Genomic DNA, 15,571 nt, shown 5'->3' with positions numbered 1-15,571 from the left:
GGGAAGAGCAGGTGGGCCACGGGGTCAGCCCCCGTGGTCGGGTTCCGGTTGTCCGCACCGGGTGACGCGGTCCGCTGCTGCTCGGCACGCTCTGCGCCACCGCCACCGCCACCGCCACCGCCTCCGCCGCTCCCGTTGCGCGACGGTGTCGGGCGTCCGGCGGGCCTTCCATACCCTGTACCGGGACCGCACGGCCGGCCGGAGGAAGGGGTGGGTACAAGTTGACGGACTCCTGGGCACGGGCCCGGAACGCGCTGGAGGCGGCGGGAATACCGCCCGACCGCCTGGCCCGTCTCGGACCGCTCGGCGGCGGCACGTACAACACCGTCGAGGAGCTCCGCCTCACCGACGGCAGCCGCTACCGGATTTCATTCGCAGTGCATCGGCCTTCAGGCCGGTGGTGAAGCGAATCTGACAGTGGCGACGCGGAGCGTCGCAGACTCAGGTCCGGCGGAGCCGGAACCGGCTCGTGACGGTGACGGATCGTTCACACGTTCCCGATGACGACGCGGGTTCGACGTGCTTAGTGTGATCGTCATGCAGCTCCGGTACAGCTTCCGCGTGTACCCCGACGCCACTCAACAGGGTGCGCTGGTCAGGGCGTTCGGGTGCGCCCGTGTCGTGTTCAACGACGCCGTGCGGGCCCGTGAGGACGCCCGTCGGGCCGGGCAGCCGTTTCCGACGGCCGGTGACCTGTCCCGGAAGCTGGTCACCGAGGCGAAGCGGACGGCCGGGCGGTCCTGGCTGGGTGAGGTGTCCGCGGTGGTGCTCCAGCAGTCCCTGCGGGACGCCGAGACCGCCTACCGCAACTTCTTCGCCTCCCTCAAGGGCGTCCGCAAGGGCCCGCAACTGGGTGCGCCGCGGTTCAAGTCCCGCAGGGACGCCCGGCAGTCGATCCGGTTCACCGCCAACGCCCGCTGGAGCATCACCGCCGGCGGCCGTCTGAGCCTGCCGAAGATCGGCGCGGTGAAGGTGAAGTGGTCCCGCCCTCTGCCTACCGCCCCTTCCTCCGTCACCGTCGTCAAGGACGCCGCAGGCCGGTTCTTCGCCTCCTTCGTCATCGACACCGAACCCGCTGCCGACGCGGACCGGATGCCCGACACCGACCGCACCATCGGCATCGACCTCGGCCTCACCCACTTCGCCGTCCTGTCCGACGGCACGAAGATCGACTCCCCGCGCTTTCTGCGGCGCGCGGAGAAGAAACTGAAGAAGGCCCAGCGGGAGCTGTCCCGCAAACAGAAGGGATCCAAGAACCGGGCCAAGGCCCGCCTGAAGGTCGCCCGCGCCCACGCCAAGGTCGCTGACGCACGCCGCGAGTTCCACCACCAGCTCTCCACACAGCTGATCTGCGAGAACCAAGGGATCGCCGTGGAGGACCTGGCAGTGAAAGCGCTGGCACGTACCCGGCTGGCCAAGTCCGTTCACGACGCGGGCTGGTCGTCATTCGTGCACATGCTGGAGTACAAGGCGCAGCGGTACGGCCGGACGCTGGTGAAGATCGGCCGGTTTGAGCCGACCTCCCAGACCTGCTCTGCCTGCGGCGCCGTGGACGGGCCCAAACCCCTGAACGTCCGGGAATGGACCTGTACCGCCTGCGGCGCCGTCCACGACCGGGACCACAACGCCGCGATCAACGTGAAGACGGCCGCCGGACTGGCGGTGTCGGCCTGCGGAGCGCCGGTAAGACCAGAATCCGTTCTGGCACAGCGCGAAGAAACAGGAAGCCACGGATTCCCGACCGAACCGCGTGCCGCGTAGCGGCACAGCAAACCAGTCACGGAAGGCCAGAATCCTCGGGCTTCAGCCCGAGGAGCAAGTCAAGAGAGCCGGCTGCTGCTCGGCGAGGCGGAGTTCTGCCGCGGTGCGGCCGAGGCCGGCGTGCCGTCGCCACGCGTCGTGGCCGTCGACGAGGCGTGGCTGCTGATGACGCTGTCCCCGGGCGCGCCCTGGGACGATTCGCTCACCGTCGCCGAACAGGCGCAGCTGCGTGGGGAGTTGGGCCGTCAGGTCGCCCGGCTGCACGAGGTGACCGGGCCCGGCTTCGGCTATCCCACCGGCGCCTTCGGCCCGCTCACACCCGACTGGCGCACCGCGTTCACGGCGATGTTCGACGGCCTCCTCGCCGACGCCCGCGAGCACGGCGCCCGGCTGCCCCGTCCCGTCGAGGAGGTCGCCGCCGTCGCCCGGTCCGCGTACGACGCCCTAGACGAGGTCACCGTCCCGCGGCTGGTCCACTACGACCTGTGGCCGGGCAACATCCTGGTCGACCGTCCCGACGGCCGGGCCCGGATCGGGGGCCTCATCGACGGCGAGCGCATGTTCTGGGGCGACCCTCTCGCCGACTTCGTCTCCCTCGCGCTGCTCGGGGACATCGGGAAGGACGAGGCGTTCCTGGAGGGCTACCGGGCCGCCGGAGGCCGCGCCGTGTTCGACCGGCCCGCACGGCTGCGTCTCGCCCTCTACCGCGCCTACCTCTACCTGATCATGCTCATCGAGACGGTCCCGCGGGCGGTCGGCGCCGATCAGGAGCGGTGGGTGCAGCAGAGGGTAGCCCCGGAGCTCGTCGCGGCGCTGGACGAGATCGAGTCCGCGGCGGCGTGACGGGGCGACGGGGCGGCGTGACGGCGTGACGGGGCGGGTGACGACCGCCGGTGCGGGCGCACGCCCCTCCCGGCACACGCGTCCCTCCCACCGGGCCGCCGCCACGTTTCGTCCGGCAGTCGGGGAGGTACTCGCGTGAGGCCCGGACGATCGTCGTCCGGGGGAGTGCGGAGGGAGGACGTCGTGGCCGCACAGCGCCGCGAAGGCCCCGGCGAGGACGGCGCGCCGGTCCCGCGTGACCTGCCGGACCAGCAGGCCGACGGGGGCGAGGACCCCTGGGACGCAGCCGCGCCCGAGTCGCCGGACGAGGCCGCGCAGGAGGTCCCGGACACCGACGAGGCGGGCACCGGCCGGCAGGGCGCCTCGCGCGGCGGCCGGCAGGGCGCCTCGCGCGCGGAAAACGGACAGTCCGACCATCCCGTCCCCGACGAACCGTCCGCCTGAAGAGCCTTGGCGGCCTCGACCTGGACCTGAGTGCCCGGACCTGGGTGTCCGGACCTGGGTGTCCGCAGGACCGGACGGCCGGTTCTCAGGCCGCCTTGCGGCCGCGCATCGGCTCCGTGGCCTCGCCCTCCCCACCGCGCAGGCCCTCGAGGAACTCCTCCAGCACCTCCGGCGCCGAATGCTCGGGGCGCCAGCCCAGTTCGACACGGGCTCGGGTGCAGTCCATCAGGGGAAGCCTGAGGACCGCGTCGAAGAGGTGCGGCGAAGCCGGCAGGAGGCGTAGGCCCCAGGCCGTGGCGATCGCCGAGCGGGCCGCTGTCCGGGGCAGGCGGACGGGATGGGCGTCGAACATCTTGCCGAGCAGCTTCGCGTCCACGGCGGGCTCGGCGGCCAGGTTGAAGGCGCCCCCCACCTCGGTGCGCAGGGCGAGCCGGTACGCCTCCGCCGCGTCGTCGGTGTGCAGCGCCTGCACACGCAGTCCCGGCACGTCAGGCAGGAGGGGCAGCCGCTCGGGGTGGACGAGCGGCCCGGGCAGGAACCTCCCGCCGAAGATGCGCCGTTGCTCGCTCGCCGACTCCCGCTTGAACAGGAACGCCGGCCGCATCCGCACCACCCTGGTCTGCGGGTGGTCCCGCTCGAAGGTGTCCAGAGCCCGCTCCAGATAGGCCTTCTCCCGACAGTACGCGGCGTCCGGCCAGCCGTGCGTCGGCCATGACTCGTCCACCGCCCGGTCCTTCGGTCCCGGCGAGTACGCACCCACCGACGACGCGTGCACGAGGACGGGCACATGCGCGGCGGCCACGGCCTCGAAGACCCGGATGCTGCCCAGGACGTTCGTACGCCAGGTCACCGCCGGATCGTGCGTGGGCTGGAACGCCCAGGCCAGATGCACGACAGCGGCCGCGCCCTCGAAGATCCCGGCGAGGTCGGCCTGCTCGTCGGCCAGGTCGACGGCCGCCCAGTCGGTCTTCGGCGGCGACCAGTCCGGGACCCGCCGGGCCAGGCCACGCACCGAGGCGACGCCAGGATCCTGCGACAGAAGACGCACCACGCTCGTGCCGACGTTGCCGGTGGCGCCCGTGACGACGACGTTGCTGCCTGTTGCGCTGCTCACCTTCGGCTCCTCTCGGCGTTTCCTGCGGGGAACCGACCGAGTACCCGGCCGGGGCCCCGCGCACGCGGAACGCCCCCGGCAGCGCCCGCGCCCTATGAGCCGAACGCGTTCACGCCGGTCAGCTCGGCGGACAGCTCCCACAGCCGCGCCGCCTGCTCCGGGTCCGTGGCCCAGGTCTTGACGCCGGAGCTCTGGTCGCCGCCGACAGCGGTCTCGGCGATGTCGCAGTCCTCCAGGTAGACGCCGCCCATCCCGGCCAGCTGCGGCGAGGTCGCCGCCCACACCTGGGTGGCCGCGCCCTGCTCGGGGGTCTTGAAGCCCGACGGGTTGAGCACCTTGCCGTCCTCGTCGATCCAGCCGCGTTCCACCATCTCCTCCTTGGGGATGTGCCGCTGGAGGGGCGTGATGATGCCGCCGGGGTGCAGGGCGAAGGCGCGCACGCCCCGTTCCCCGGCCAGCCGGTCGAGGTGGACGGCGAACAGCACGTTGGCGGTCTTGGCCTGCCCGTAGGCCTCCCACTTGTCGTAGCCCTGCCGCCACTGGACGTCGTCCCAGCGCATCCCCGAGAAGTGGTGGGCCCGCGAGGAGACGGACACGACGCGGGCGCCGCCCGGCTCGATCGCCGGCCACAGGCGGTTGACGAGGGCGAAGTGGCCGAGGTGGTTCGTCGCGAACTGCGCCTCCCAGCCAGGGCCGACCCGGGTCTCAGGGCAGGCCATGATCCCGGCGCTGTTGATGAGGAGGTCGATGCTCCGGCCGGAGGCGAGGAACCGCTCGGTGAAGGCGTGCACGCTGTCCAGGTCGCCGAGGTCGAGCTCGTCCGTCTCGACGCCGTCGAGGCCGGCGAGGTTCTCACGAGCCGCGTCCGGGCGCCGGGCGGGGACGACGACGTGGGCGCCCGCCTTGGCGAGGGCGCGGGTGGTCTCCAGGCCCAGCCCGGAGTAGCCGCCGGTGACGACCGCGAGCCGGCCGCTGAGGTCGATGCCGGCGAGAACGTCGTCGGCGGTGCTGTGGGCGTCGAACCCCGAACCGATCTTGTGCTGTGCAGTGCTCATGTCCCAGACGTTACGAATTGGAGTGCGCTCCAAGTCAAGCGCGCACCGCACGCCGAGGGCCCGGACAGAAGAAGGCCCCGACCGGACGGGGGAATCACGGTCGGGGCGGCCAAGCGGTGGGCGCGGATGGCTGTCGCCTCTCGGCGAACGCTCCACAGGGCTTCAGCCGAACGATCGTCCCTGTGGGCAAAAGGTGAGGCCCGGGGACACTGTCCCATCCGCACCCACGGTTGGTTCAACTCGCAACCACCTATGGGTGTTCCCCGCTCGGCGGCAGCGCGCCGTGACGTCCGTCACCCCGGGGTTCCGTCGCCCGCGGCTCAGGCCAACGGGCTCGCCGACAGGGACGCCAACAGGTCGGCGGGGTCGTCGTAGACGGCTTCCGCGCCCGCGTCGAGCAGGTCGGCGCGGGGGATGCCGCCGGACAGGACGCCCACACAGCGCACCCCGGCTCGACGGCCCGCGCGCATGTCCCACACGGTGTCGCCGACGAACACGGCGCTTTCGGCGGGCGCCCCGGCCAGTTCCAGGGCGTGCCGCACGGGTTCCGGCGCGGGCTTGCCCTCGGTCACGTCGTCCGCGCTCGCCGTCGCGGCGATGGCGTCGTCGGCGTCGATGGCGCGCCGCAGCGCCGACAGTTCGCCTCCGCTCGCCGAGGTGGCGAGGACGACCGTCCATCCGTCGTCGCGCAGCCGCCGCAGCAGGGGGCCGACGTCCGGCAGGGGCGGCAGCCGGTCGAAGTACTGTCCGTAGAGGGCCTTGTGGGCGGCGCTGAGCTCGGAGTCCTCGTCCTGGTCGCGCTCGTCGCCGAGCAGGTGGGCGATCAGGTCGTCGGAACCGAGTCCGACCGCCCGGTGCACGGCGTGCATGGGCACCCGGTGGCCCGCCTGCCGGAAGGCTTCCCACCAGGTGGTGACATGCAGGTGGTTGGTGTCGACGAGGGTGCCGTCGACGTCGAACACGGCGGCACGGGTCATCGGGGTTCCTTTCTCTCGAGTCCCTGAGGACCAGGACCGTCCAGGACCGCCAAGGACCGCTCAGAGGCCTGCGGTATCTGGTGTACCTGCCGGTACCCGCCCCTCCCGCGTCCAGGCCAGCAGCTCGGCCAGCGGCCAGGTGGTCACGATCCGTTCCGCGGGCACCGCGCACTCCTCGGCCCGCGCGCAGCCCAGGATCTGCCAGTCCAGCTGGCCTGGAGCGTGCGCGTCGGTGTCGACCGAGAACAGCACGCCCGCCGCCACGGCCCGGCTCACCAGCCGGCGCGGCGGGTCGAGCCGCTCGGGCCGGCTGTTGATCTCCACGGCCGTGCCGGACTCCGCGCACGCCGCGAACACCTCGTCCGCGTCGAACTCCGACTCCGGCCGCCCCCGACCGCTCACCAGCCGCCCCGTGCAGTGGCCGAGGATGTCGGCGTGCGGATCGCGCACGGCGTTCACCATGCGGCGCGTCATCGCACGGGACTCCATGCGCAGCTTGGAGTGCACGGATACGACCACCACATCGAGTTTCTCCAGCAACTCCGGCTCCTGGTCCAGCGAACCGTCGTCGAGGATGTCGCACTCGATCCCGGTCAGCAGCCGGAACGGCGCCCAGGTCGCGTTGAGCTCCTCGACCACCTCCAACTGCCGGCGCAACCGCTCGGGGGACAGCCCACGGGCGACCGTCAGACGCGGCGAGTGGTCGGTGAGCGCGGCCCACTCGTGGCCGAGCGCGGCCGCCGCCCGGCCCATCTCGTCGATGGGGCTGCCGCCGTCCGACCAGTCGGAGTGGACATGGCAGTCCCCGCGCAGCAGCTTCCGCAGCCGGGACCCCGCGCCGTCCGTGAGCGGCCGGCCGGCCTCGCCCTCCAGTTTCTCCAGATAGGACGGCACCTGCCCGCCGAGCGCCTCGCGCACCACCTGCGCGGTCTTCGGGCCCACGCCCTTCAGCGACTCCAGCGTCCCGGCCGCCGCCCGCTGCTCCACCTCCGCCGCGGGCAGCCGCGTCAGCACCCTGGACGCCGTACGGAAGGCGCGCACGCGGTACGTCGGCGCCAGGGACCGCTCCAGCAGGAAGGCGATCCGGTCCAGAGCCTCGACGGGATCCATCGCCACCTCCTGGATCCAGAGTTCCCCACCCGCGCGCGGACCGCATGGCGGAGGTCGCCTTCGCGGAAGACGTCCCCTTTCGGTGGTGATCTGATGATTCATACCGGCGGGTTGCGTTCTACCCTCTATGTCATGACCGAAATCGCTGGCCTCCGTGTCTTCCGCCCGCGGATCATGGTGCTCGGGGTGCAGCCGGGCCCCACACCATTCCGTATCGTGGAAGTCGACGGTCAAGTGGTCGGTGAGGCGAGGGCCATCACCGACGTCCTCGAGATCGCCGCCGCGTTCGGCGTCACGGTCCATGACCTCGACGACCCGGACATGGTGCGCTGGGTGGGCGGGGACAGATACACCTGGGCCCCGCACTGACGGTCGCGGCCCGGTCTCCTGCCCCGCGCCCGTCACAGGCGTCGCTCCCGCGCATGCACCGCACGGCTCACCCTGCGCCCCAGGAGCAGGTAGCCGATCAGCGCGCCCGTGGTGTTGAGGATGACGTCGTCGACGTCGAAGGCTCGCCCGGCCACCAGCGCTCCCTGGGCGAACTCCACCAGCAGCATGACGGTCGCCGTCAGCAGCAGCACCCGCAGCAACCCGCGTGCCCGGGGGGCCACGACCGGCACCAGGATCCCGAAGGGCACCCCGAGCAGCAGGTTCCCGCCGATCTGCTTCACGGCGTCGCGCAGCGCGGGCTGGTCGAGGTAGGCCCGCAGGGAGTCGCCGGGGCGCAGGTTGGAGTGCACCAGCGACTCGGAGGCGGGCGACGGCTCGAGGGTGAGCCGGGCGAGCACGACGGCGAACGCCACCATGAACGCGAAGGCGAACAGCATCGCCAGCAGCCGCAGCGGAAACGGCAACGGCCGCTGCTCGGCGCGCGCCGCCTTCTTCGCCCCCTTCGCCGCGCCGCCTTTCCCGGCCTTCGCATCCTTCCCGGCCTTCGCGACCTTCCCGTCTTCCTTCCGGGCCTTCCCATCTTTCCCGGCATTCCCGGCCTTCCCGGCTTTTCCGGTCTTCTCGGTCGGGTTCTCCGGTGCGGCGGGTTTGGCGGGCCCCTTCCTCGGGTTCTTCAGGTTCTTCGGGTTTGTCGGCTTGGTCGGGGTGGCGGGCTCCTCGCTGCTCTTGGCGGCGCGTGGGCGGAACAGGGTACGCGGACGTAAGGCTGCACGGGCCATGCGGTCCTCCAGTCTTCAACTTCCCTGCGTAGTAAGGCGATTACCCGCAAACCAGCCGGGGATGCGGCCGACCGGCCCTCGGTCCGCGTTTCCGTTCGTGCTGCCGGGGCACTCCGGGCTGTGGCCCGCGCGTGCCGTCGCCCTGCCCGGCGCGGGCGGTGCTTGGATGCCGAAAGCGGCATAAAACGACGGCCTGGGGAGGAGGCGCATGCACCGGCGTACCGCGCTGCTGACCCTGGGCGAGCTCCTGGCCTGGTGGGTCGCGCTGACCGCGCTCTGGCTGGTCCTCGTCAGTACCGTCGACGCGCTGGAACTCGCGGTGGGCGCCGGCTCCGCCGCCCTCGCGGCGCTCGCCGCCCGGGCGGGGCGGCGGGCGGCGAGCGACCGGTGAACGGCTGGCTGCTCGCGGCGACCGTCGTCCTGGCCGGGGGAGTGGGGGCCACCCTGTGGGGTGTGGCCACCGGGCCGCTGCGCCGCCGCGTCGTCGCCCAGAACCTCTCCACCGCCCTGGCCTGTCCCGGCCTGCTTCTCCTGGCCCAGGGCTACGACCGCCCCTCCTACGTCGACCTCGCCCTCGTCCTCGCGCTCCTCGGCCCGGTCGGCACCCTCGTCTTCGCCCGCCTGCTCGCCGACGACCTCGCCGGGGACCCGCCGCGCGCCCGGGCCCTCACCTGGGCGGTCGCGGGGCTCGGGGCGGCGGTGGTCCTCGCCGTGTGCGTGGCGACGGGGCCGGGCCGGGCGATGGGCAAGCTGCTCGTCGTGGGCGCGCTGCTGATCGGCGGCAACCTCATCGCCTCGCGGGCCCTGTCCGGCGGGCTGGACGGGGTGCGCCATGACTGACGCACTGATCGTCGTCGCCCTGCTGCTGGTCGCCGGCGCCGCCACCGTGGCCGTCGTCACCCGCGATCCCGTTCGGCAGGCCTTGGTCCTGGCCGTCCTCGGTGTCGCCCTCGCCGTGCTCTTCACCGTCCTACAGGCCCCCGACGTCGGTCTGTCACAGCTGGCGGTGGGTTCCGCGCTGACCCCGCTGTTGCTGCTGCTGACGGTCCGCAAGGTGCGGCGGCGGGCCCGGCGGAAGGAAGACGAGCCGTGAACCCCCGCCACCGGCTCTGGCTGGTCTGCGTCGGCGGCGGGGGCCTGGCCGTGCTGCTCGCCGCCGCCTGCCTGGACCTGCCCGGCTTCGGGGGCGACCGGCACCCCTACGGCGACCGCGCCGTCCGCGCCTCGCTGGCCCGGCGCACCGCCAACACCATCGCCTCCGTCAACTTCGACCAGCGCGCCTTCGACACGCTCGGCGAGATGACCATCCTGTTCGCGGCGGTGCTCGGCTGCGTGGTCCTGCTGCGGCAGACCCGCGACGAACACCGCGCCCGCCCCGAACCCGCCGACGTCGCCCCGCCAGTCCGCCGCTACGCCCTCCTCGTCCTGCCCCTCGCCCTGCTCACCGGCCTCTACATCGTGGCGCACGGGCAACTTAGCCCCGGCGGCGGCTTCCAGGGCGGCGTCGTCGCCGCGACCTCCCTGCACCTGCTCTACCTCGGCGCCGACTACCGGGCCCTGGAACGCGTACGGCCCCTCGGCCGCTACGAGGTCGGCGACGCCCTCGCCGCCTCCGCCTACGTCGTGACCGGACTGGCCGCGGTCCTCGCCGGCACCGCGTTCCTCGCCAACACCCTGCTGCCGTACGGCACGTTCAACACCCTGTCCTCCGGGGGCACCGTCCCCCTGCTGAACGCGGCGATCGGCATGGAGGTCGCCTGCGCGGTCGTCGTCCTGCTGGCCGGATTCCTGGACCAGGCCGTGGAGATCGAGGAAGAGAGCGGGAGTTGAGGTCGCCGTGATGCATGTCCTGCCCTACCTGGTCGCCGTCTGGATCTTCCTGGCCGGCTGCTACGGCCTGGCCACCAGCCGCAACCTGATCCACGCCGTCGGCTGCCTCGCCGTCTGCCAGTGCGCCACCTACGTCCTGCTGCTGGCCGTCGGCTACCGCGACGAGGCCACCGCACCCGTCTTCTCCGACCTCCGGCCGGGCTCGCGACCGGTCGTCGACCCCGTCGTCCAGGCCCTCGCCCTCACCGACGTCGTCGTCGGCGCCACCGTCACCGCGCTCCTGCTCGCCCTGGTCGTGCAGGTCTCCAAACGACACGGCACGGTCGACCCCGACGAACTCTCCGAGCTGCGCGGCTGATGAACCACCTCCTGCCGCTGCTCGTCGCCGTCCCGCTGCTCGGAGCCGCGCTGCTGGTGGCCGGTGGACGGCGTCTGCCCCGGGTCGCCGCCGAGTCCGTCGGCTGCGCGGTCTCCGCGGGAACCGCCGCGCTCGCCATCGTCCTGCTGCTGAACTCCTCGCCCCCGATGACCGAGTGGGTCGGCGCCCGGACCCCGGTGAACGGTCACAGCGTCGGCATCGTCGTGATCGGCGACGGCCCGGGCCTCGGCATGGCCACCCTCGCCTCGCTGCTCACCTCGGCCGCGCTGGCGTACTCCTGGCACTACTTCGACGAGCCGCCCCGAGGCCACGCGGGCTCCTTCCCGGCGCTGCTGCTGGTGTTCCAGGCGGGCATGTGCGGCTTCGCGATCGCCGGCGACCTGTTCAACGCGTTCGTGTTCTTCGAGCTGATGAGCGTCGTCGCGTACGCGCTCACCGGCTACCGCATCGACGACCCCAGGGCGGTGCAGGGAGCGCTGACCTTCGGGGTGATCAACTCGCTCGGCGCGTACGCGATGCTGATGGGCATCGGGCTGCTGTACGGGCGTACCGGCGAGTTGGGCATGACGCAGATCGGGCGGGGCCTGGACAGCGCGGCCGGGCACGGCGGGCACGGCGGGCCGGACACGCTGGTCCTCGCCGCCTTCGTCCTCGTGCTGACCGGTCTGCTGGTCAAGGCCGCCGTGGCGCCCTTCCATTTCTGGCTGCCGGACGCGCACGCCGTCGCACCCACCCCCGTGTGCATGCTGCTGTCCGGCGTGATGGTGGAGCTCGGCGTGTACGGCGTGTGGCGGGTGTACACGACCGTCTTCTCCGGACCCGGCGGGATCCCGGCCCCCGATCTCGAACGCGCACTGGTCGTGCTGGGCGCGCTGACGGCGGCCGTCGGCGCGGTCATGTGCTGGTACCAGCGGCACATCAAACGCCTGCTGGCCTGCTCCACGATCGCCCACACCGGGCTGTTCCTCATCGGCATCGGCGTCCTGAAGCCCGAGGCCGACGACGGCGTCGCCCTGTACGTCCTCGGGCACGCCGGGGTGAAGGCCGCCCTGTTCGCCTGCACCGGCATCCTCCTCGACCGCTACGGCAGCGTCGACGAGCACGCCCTGTACGGCCGCGCCCGCAAACTGAAAGGCGTGGCCGTGATGTTCGCCGCCGGGGCGCTGGGCCTTGCGGGGCTGCCGCCGTTCGGCACGGCACTGGGCAAGTCCGTCACGGAGGAGGCCGTCGGCCACCCGCTGACCGTGCTCTATGTCGCCGTCTCCGCGGTGACCGCCGGGGCCGTGCTGCGGGTCGCCGCCCGCGTCTTCCTCGGCCTCGGCCCCCGCCCCGAGGAACCGCGCGAGAGCGAGGGGTACGAGACGACCGGCTCCGGCGAGCGGCCCGAGACCCGGGAACGGCTGACCCGGATCCCCGACACCATGACCGTGGTCTCCGCGCTGCTGCTCACGGCCGCCGTCGCCGTCGGTGTGGCCCCCGGCCTCGCTCACGTCGTCGCGCACGCCGTGAACGAGACCGGCTCGGGAGGCGCGCTCGCCTCCGTCCACTGGACCTGGGCCGGGGCCCTGCTGGGACTGGCCTCGACCGTGCTGGCCGTGGGCCTGGCGGCCGTCGCCGTCACCCGTCCGCGTCTGCTCGACGCCCCCGGCCGGGCGCTTGCGCTGCGCCGTCTGCAGTCCGGCCACGTCGGGGACTACGTGGCCTGGCTGCTGGTCGGCACGACGCTCCTGGGCGCACTGGCGCTGCCGGGGGTCGTGGGTCATGTGCCGTAGGAGACCCGCACCTCCTTGAAGCCGAGGGAGTGCAGCAGCCCCTGGAGCATGCCGGTGGTGTTGGTCTCGGCGCGCGTGGTCAGCTCGCTCGCTTTCGCCGCCTCGCCGATGTGCTTCACCGCCAGCTTCTGCACGGCCTGCTCACTGCCCGGGTTGTCGGAGAAGAGATCGCCGAGGCGGTCGAGGAGACCGCGCTGCTTGGAGACCGCGTAGGAGCGGTCGGGGTCGAGCGCCGGCTTGCCGAGCTGGGCGTGCGGCAGCCGGAGCGTGGCCGAGGTGCGGTCGTCGTTGACCGTCACATCCTTGTCGCCGATCTTGCCGAGGTCGACGAAGGCGTCCACGGTGCCCGCCCCGACGTACAGGGTGCGGGTGCCGCGGATCGCGTCGGGGAGGAACTTCGCGTCCTTCTCCAGGTCCACGACGACCTGGAAGTTTCCGGTGGCGGCGTCGTAACGGCTCATGTCCTGGATGGACTGGAGCAGGGCGGGACCGGAGCGGTCGTGGGTCTCGGTGCCGAAGAAGTCGCGCAGTCCCGGCAGCAGGCTCAGCCGGATCCCGGCGAACATCACCACGAGCACGACCACGACGGCGGTGAGCGCCTTCGCCCAGCCGGGCATCCGCTGGGGGAGACGCTTGACGGGCTTGTCGGGCTTGATGGAAGTCGTCATGCGGACGGTCCTCCTTCCTACTGACCGGATGCCCGCCAATTCCCTTGTCAGACCGCGTTGTTGACGAGCTGTGACAGGAAAGTGCAGACGCCGTGGACGCTCACCCGCCCGGCCGCACCAGCCCGTGGTCGAAGGCGAAGACGACCGCGCCCACCCGGTCGAGCGGGCCCGGCTTGTCCAGGACCCGGCCCACGTGCGTCTTTCACGGTCGCCTCGCCGATGTGTAGCCGTCCGGCGAACTCCGCGTTGGCCGGGCCCCGGCCGGGCAGAAGCAGCACCGCGTGCTCCCGCTCGGTCAGCCGCGCGGGCCGGCGGGCCGTGTCCGGCGGCGGTTCGACGGGGATGGCGCGGGCGAACTCGGCGATCACCCGGCGGGTGACGGCCGGCCCGAGGAGCGCGTCGCCCGCCGCGAGCGTGCGGATGCCGTCACGACCGGCTCGGCTCCGGCCGCTTCACCCGGCCGGCCGATCCGACCGGCTCCCCGGTGGTCGGAGCGGCCGGCCAGGTCGCCGACCTGGAGACCGTGCGGGAGCGGATCGGCGCCGAGAAGGCGGTCCTGCTCGGCGCCTCCTGGGGCGCCACACCGGCCGCCGAGTACCTCGCCGCGCACCGCGACCGTGTGGCGGCGAACCCGCGCGCCGTGCACGCCCTCGCCCCCGACGACGAGATCGCCCCCCGTCTTCGCCCGGCTGCTCGACATCGCCGCCCCTGCGGCCACCTGCCACCCCGACCGTCCCCTGACCGGCCTGCGCGCCTCGCTGCCCGGCTTCTACGCCAACCAGCTCACCTGCCGGACGGCACCCTGCTGACCGTGCCGGGGAGCTCAGGGGCGCTCAGGGAGCTCAGTGGATTCTGGGTGCTCCAGAGGGCTTCCGGGACTCCGGGGCACTCCTGAGGGTGGGCATAACGGACGTGGTCCGTAGCATGAGAGCCCCCGCCCCAGCCGGACATGATCAGCGAGGAGCCGATCGTGCGAGACATCTCCGTGTTCAGCGGCAGTGCCCACCCCGAGCTGGCCGCCGAGGTCTGTGCCCACCTCGGCGTGCCTCTGAGCCCCACCCGCCTCAGCAGGTTCGCCAACGACTGTCTGGAGGTCCAGCTCCAGGCCAACTGCCGGGAACGGGACGTCTTCTTGGTCCAGCCCTTGATTCGGCCCGTGCAGGAGCATCTCGTCGAGCTGCTGCTGATGTGCGACGCCGCTCGCGGGGCGTCGGCGGGCCGGATCACCGTCGTCATGCCGCACTACTCCTACGCCCGCTCCGACAAGAAGGACGCGCCCCGGATCTCGCTGGGGGGCCGTCTGGTCGCCGACCTGATGGCGGCGGCCGGTGTGCACCGGGTGCTCGCCATGACGCTCCACTCGCCCCAGGTGCACGGCTTCTTCTCGATGCCCGTCGACCACCTGCACGCCCACCGGGAACTGGCCGCCCACTTCCGCCGCTACGACCTCACCCGCACCACCGTCGTCTCACCGGACCTCGGCAACGCCAAGGAGGCCGCCGCCTTCGCCCGGATGATCGGCGCCCAGGTGGCGGCGGGCGCCAAGCAGCGCTACGCCGACGACCGGGTCAGCATCAGCGCCGTCATCGGCGAGGTCGCCGGGCGGGACGTCATCGTCCTGGACGACGAGATCGCCAAGGGCAGCACGGTCCTGGAACTGCTCGACCGGCTCAGGGAGCTGGAACCGCGCTCGATACGGGTGGCGTGCACGCACGGCCTGTTCGCGGCCGGCGCCCTCAAACGGCTCAGCGAGCAGCCCGACGTGCTGGAGATCGTGTGCACCAACACCGTGCCGGTGCCCGAGGAGGAGCACACGGACAAGCTGCGGATCCTGTCCATCGCTCCCGCCCTCGCGGAGGCCGTGCGCCGCATTCACAACGGCGAGTCCGTCAGCGCCCTGTTCGACGCGGTGCGCAGTGAGTAGGCGGTAGCGCTTCGCGGCGCCGTCATAACGTGCCGGACGTGGCCTCGGGCCGTTCCAGGGCCGCGTCCAGCGTCGTGGCGGGCGGCAGCAGCCGGGACAGTCCGGTGGCCCGCAGGATCCGCAGGGTGAGCGGATGGGCGCAGACGAGGTGCAGCTGCCCGCCCTGGCCCAGGACCCGGGCGCGCGCCCGGTACAGCAGTCGCAGCCCGGAGCAGTCGAAGAACTCGATCCGGGTCAGGTCGATCACGATCCGGGAGTCGGGACCGGCTGTCGCGTCGTCGAGGCGCGGGCCGATCTCCGTGGCCGCGACGATGTCGATCTCACCGCGGAACTCCAGCACCGTGTACCCCCGGTCCTGGCGGATGCGCAGGTGCGGGGTGTCCGCCGTGGGTTCCTGCTGCACGACGACATCGCCTCCAACCCGCTCCACCGGTCGGGAGCTTCCAACGGCCGGGGCACACGCAGCAGTTCCCCGCCCCAGCAAGTTACCCCCGTTGGAGTGAATTCCAGCATGTTCGATTGACA

Annotated in this window: 18 protein-coding genes and 1 pseudogene; 12 read left to right on the top strand and 7 right to left on the bottom strand. The window is 72.4% G+C overall.

Translation table 11 applies throughout. The features are described 5' to 3' along the window. The first annotated feature begins 537 nt into the window (after positions 1–537). The 3 genes from B5557_RS04930 (at position 538) to B5557_RS04920 (ending at position 3,048) form a co-directional block, all read left to right on the top strand. The gene (locus tag B5557_RS04930) at positions 538–1,761 is read left to right on the top strand and encodes an RNA-guided endonuclease InsQ/TnpB family protein (RefSeq protein ID WP_079664596.1); all 1,224 of its coding nucleotides are present in this window, start codon (positions 538–540) and stop codon (positions 1,759–1,761) included. Positions 1,762–1,833: 72 nt separating this feature from the next. Further along, positions 1,834–2,604, top strand: coding sequence for a phosphotransferase family protein (locus B5557_RS04925; protein ID WP_079657960.1), 771 nt, complete (start codon positions 1,834–1,836; stop codon positions 2,602–2,604). A 183-nt stretch (positions 2,605–2,787) separates the two neighbouring features. Continuing rightward, positions 2,788–3,048 (top strand): hypothetical protein, encoded by a 261-nt coding sequence (locus B5557_RS04920; RefSeq protein WP_079657959.1) that lies wholly within the window; start codon positions 2,788–2,790, stop codon positions 3,046–3,048. 85 nt (positions 3,049–3,133) lie between these two features. Here the strand turns inward: B5557_RS04920 and B5557_RS04915 are convergent, their stop codons facing one another. From B5557_RS04915 to B5557_RS04900, 4 genes are all read right to left on the bottom strand, one after another. Continuing rightward, positions 3,134–4,162 carry an SDR family oxidoreductase gene (locus B5557_RS04915; RefSeq protein ID WP_079657958.1) on the bottom strand — a complete coding sequence of 343 codons (1,029 nt, stop codon included), beginning with the start codon at positions 4,160–4,162 and terminating at the stop codon, positions 3,134–3,136. Positions 4,163–4,254: 92 nt separating this feature from the next. Next, a complete protein-coding gene (locus B5557_RS04910; protein ID WP_079657957.1) occupies positions 4,255–5,217 on the bottom strand; it encodes an SDR family NAD(P)-dependent oxidoreductase in 963 nt (320 codons plus the stop codon). A gap of 320 nt (positions 5,218–5,537) precedes the next feature. Next, complete coding sequence (locus B5557_RS04905) at positions 5,538–6,194, bottom strand: HAD family hydrolase (protein WP_079657956.1); 657 nt, start codon at positions 6,192–6,194, stop codon at positions 5,538–5,540. 60 nt (positions 6,195–6,254) lie between these two features. Then, on the bottom strand, positions 6,255–7,304 hold the full coding sequence (locus B5557_RS04900) for a PHP domain-containing protein (RefSeq protein ID WP_079657955.1): 1,050 nt from the start codon (positions 7,302–7,304) through the stop codon (positions 6,255–6,257). A 132-nt stretch (positions 7,305–7,436) separates the two neighbouring features. On the opposite strand from B5557_RS04900, the gene B5557_RS04895 reads away from it, so the two are divergent. Beyond that, positions 7,437–7,673: a hypothetical protein gene (locus tag B5557_RS04895; RefSeq protein ID WP_079664595.1), complete on the top strand. Its 237-nt coding sequence runs from the start codon at positions 7,437–7,439 to the stop codon at positions 7,671–7,673. A 32-nt stretch (positions 7,674–7,705) separates the two neighbouring features. Here the strand turns inward: B5557_RS04895 and B5557_RS04890 are convergent, their stop codons facing one another. After that, on the bottom strand, positions 7,706–8,158 hold the full coding sequence (locus B5557_RS04890) for a VanZ family protein (RefSeq protein ID WP_079664594.1): 453 nt from the start codon (positions 8,156–8,158) through the stop codon (positions 7,706–7,708). Between the two features lie 523 nt (positions 8,159–8,681). Between B5557_RS04890 and B5557_RS04885 the strand changes: the two genes are divergently transcribed. From B5557_RS04885 to B5557_RS04860, 6 genes are read left to right on the top strand one after another with little or no spacing between them, the layout of a single operon-like run. After that, on the top strand, positions 8,682–8,864 hold the full coding sequence (locus B5557_RS04885) for a hypothetical protein (protein ID WP_079657954.1): 183 nt from the start codon (positions 8,682–8,684) through the stop codon (positions 8,862–8,864). Then, the gene (locus B5557_RS04880; protein WP_079657953.1) at positions 8,861–9,313 is read left to right on the top strand and encodes a monovalent cation/H+ antiporter complex subunit F; all 453 of its coding nucleotides are present in this window, start codon (positions 8,861–8,863) and stop codon (positions 9,311–9,313) included. Before B5557_RS04885 ends, B5557_RS04880 begins: the two co-directional genes overlap by 4 nt. Next, positions 9,306–9,566, top strand: coding sequence for a hydrogenase subunit MbhD domain-containing protein (locus B5557_RS04875; RefSeq protein WP_079657952.1), 261 nt, complete (start codon positions 9,306–9,308; stop codon positions 9,564–9,566). Before B5557_RS04880 ends, B5557_RS04875 begins: the two co-directional genes overlap by 8 nt. Then, positions 9,563–10,303: an MnhB domain-containing protein gene (locus tag B5557_RS04870; protein WP_079657951.1), complete on the top strand. Its 741-nt coding sequence runs from the start codon at positions 9,563–9,565 to the stop codon at positions 10,301–10,303. Before B5557_RS04875 ends, B5557_RS04870 begins: the two co-directional genes overlap by 4 nt. Before the next feature lie 10 nt (positions 10,304–10,313). Then, positions 10,314–10,661, top strand: coding sequence for a sodium:proton antiporter (locus tag B5557_RS04865; RefSeq protein ID WP_079657950.1), 348 nt, complete (start codon positions 10,314–10,316; stop codon positions 10,659–10,661). Next, positions 10,661–12,454 carry a complex I subunit 5 family protein gene (locus tag B5557_RS04860; protein WP_079657949.1) on the top strand — a complete coding sequence of 598 codons (1,794 nt, stop codon included), beginning with the start codon at positions 10,661–10,663 and terminating at the stop codon, positions 12,452–12,454. The genes B5557_RS04865 and B5557_RS04860 overlap by 1 nt, the downstream gene beginning before the upstream one ends. Here B5557_RS04860 and B5557_RS04855 read toward each other — a convergent pair. Next, positions 12,442–13,122, bottom strand: a complete 681-nt coding sequence (locus tag B5557_RS04855; RefSeq protein WP_079657948.1) for a DUF4230 domain-containing protein — start codon at positions 13,120–13,122, stop codon at positions 12,442–12,444. The two genes, B5557_RS04860 and B5557_RS04855, sit on opposite strands and share 13 nt — an antisense overlap. 442 nt (positions 13,123–13,564) lie before the next feature. On the opposite strand from B5557_RS04855, the pseudogene B5557_RS42550 reads away from it, so the two are divergent. Together B5557_RS42550 and B5557_RS04840 are read left to right on the top strand one after the other, a co-directional pair. Further along, positions 13,565–14,017, top strand: a pseudogene (locus tag B5557_RS42550) (alpha/beta fold hydrolase); the annotation flags it as partial. Positions 14,018–14,092: 75 nt separating this feature from the next. Next, positions 14,093–15,046 carry a ribose-phosphate diphosphokinase gene (locus B5557_RS04840; RefSeq protein WP_079664593.1) on the top strand — a complete coding sequence of 318 codons (954 nt, stop codon included), beginning with the start codon at positions 14,093–14,095 and terminating at the stop codon, positions 15,044–15,046. A gap of 22 nt (positions 15,047–15,068) precedes the next feature. Here the strand turns inward: B5557_RS04840 and B5557_RS04835 are convergent, their stop codons facing one another. Beyond that, positions 15,069–15,449, bottom strand: a complete 381-nt coding sequence (locus tag B5557_RS04835; protein WP_231976254.1) for an anti-sigma factor antagonist — start codon at positions 15,447–15,449, stop codon at positions 15,069–15,071. Between the last annotated feature and the right edge of the window lie 122 nt (positions 15,450–15,571).

Origin of the sequence: Streptomyces sp. 3214.6 (assembly GCF_900129855.1) — a bacterium.
In the GTDB taxonomy this organism is placed as follows: domain Bacteria; phylum Actinomycetota; class Actinomycetes; order Streptomycetales; family Streptomycetaceae; genus Streptomyces; species Streptomyces soliscabiei.
The sequence above is the reverse complement of the archived record's forward strand: the minus strand, read 5'-3'. Positions and strand labels throughout refer to the sequence as shown.

What these genes read in the sequence shown, in the direction of transcription:
- B5557_RS04930 (WP_079664596.1), top strand. Translation starts at nt 538, where the DNA reads ATGCAGCTCCGGTACAGCTTCCGCGTGTACCCCGACGCCACTCAACAG.
- B5557_RS04900 (WP_079657955.1), bottom strand. Translation starts at nt 7,304, where the DNA reads ATGGATCCCGTCGAGGCTCTGGACCGGATCGCCTTCCTGCTGGAGCGG.
- B5557_RS04895 (WP_079664595.1), top strand. Translation starts at nt 7,437, where the DNA reads ATGACCGAAATCGCTGGCCTCCGTGTCTTCCGCCCGCGGATCATGGTG.
- B5557_RS04865 (WP_079657950.1), top strand. Translation starts at nt 10,314, where the DNA reads ATGCATGTCCTGCCCTACCTGGTCGCCGTCTGGATCTTCCTGGCCGGC.
- B5557_RS04860 (WP_079657949.1), top strand. Translation starts at nt 10,661, where the DNA reads ATGAACCACCTCCTGCCGCTGCTCGTCGCCGTCCCGCTGCTCGGAGCC.
- B5557_RS04885 (WP_079657954.1), top strand. Translation starts at nt 8,682, where the DNA reads ATGCACCGGCGTACCGCGCTGCTGACCCTGGGCGAGCTCCTGGCCTGG.
- B5557_RS04910 (WP_079657957.1), bottom strand. Translation starts at nt 5,217, where the DNA reads ATGAGCACTGCACAGCACAAGATCGGTTCGGGGTTCGACGCCCACAGC.
- B5557_RS04855 (WP_079657948.1), bottom strand. Translation starts at nt 13,122, where the DNA reads ATGACGACTTCCATCAAGCCCGACAAGCCCGTCAAGCGTCTCCCCCAG.
- B5557_RS04875 (WP_079657952.1), top strand. Translation starts at nt 9,306, where the DNA reads ATGACTGACGCACTGATCGTCGTCGCCCTGCTGCTGGTCGCCGGCGCC.
- B5557_RS04905 (WP_079657956.1), bottom strand. Translation starts at nt 6,194, where the DNA reads ATGACCCGTGCCGCCGTGTTCGACGTCGACGGCACCCTCGTCGACACC.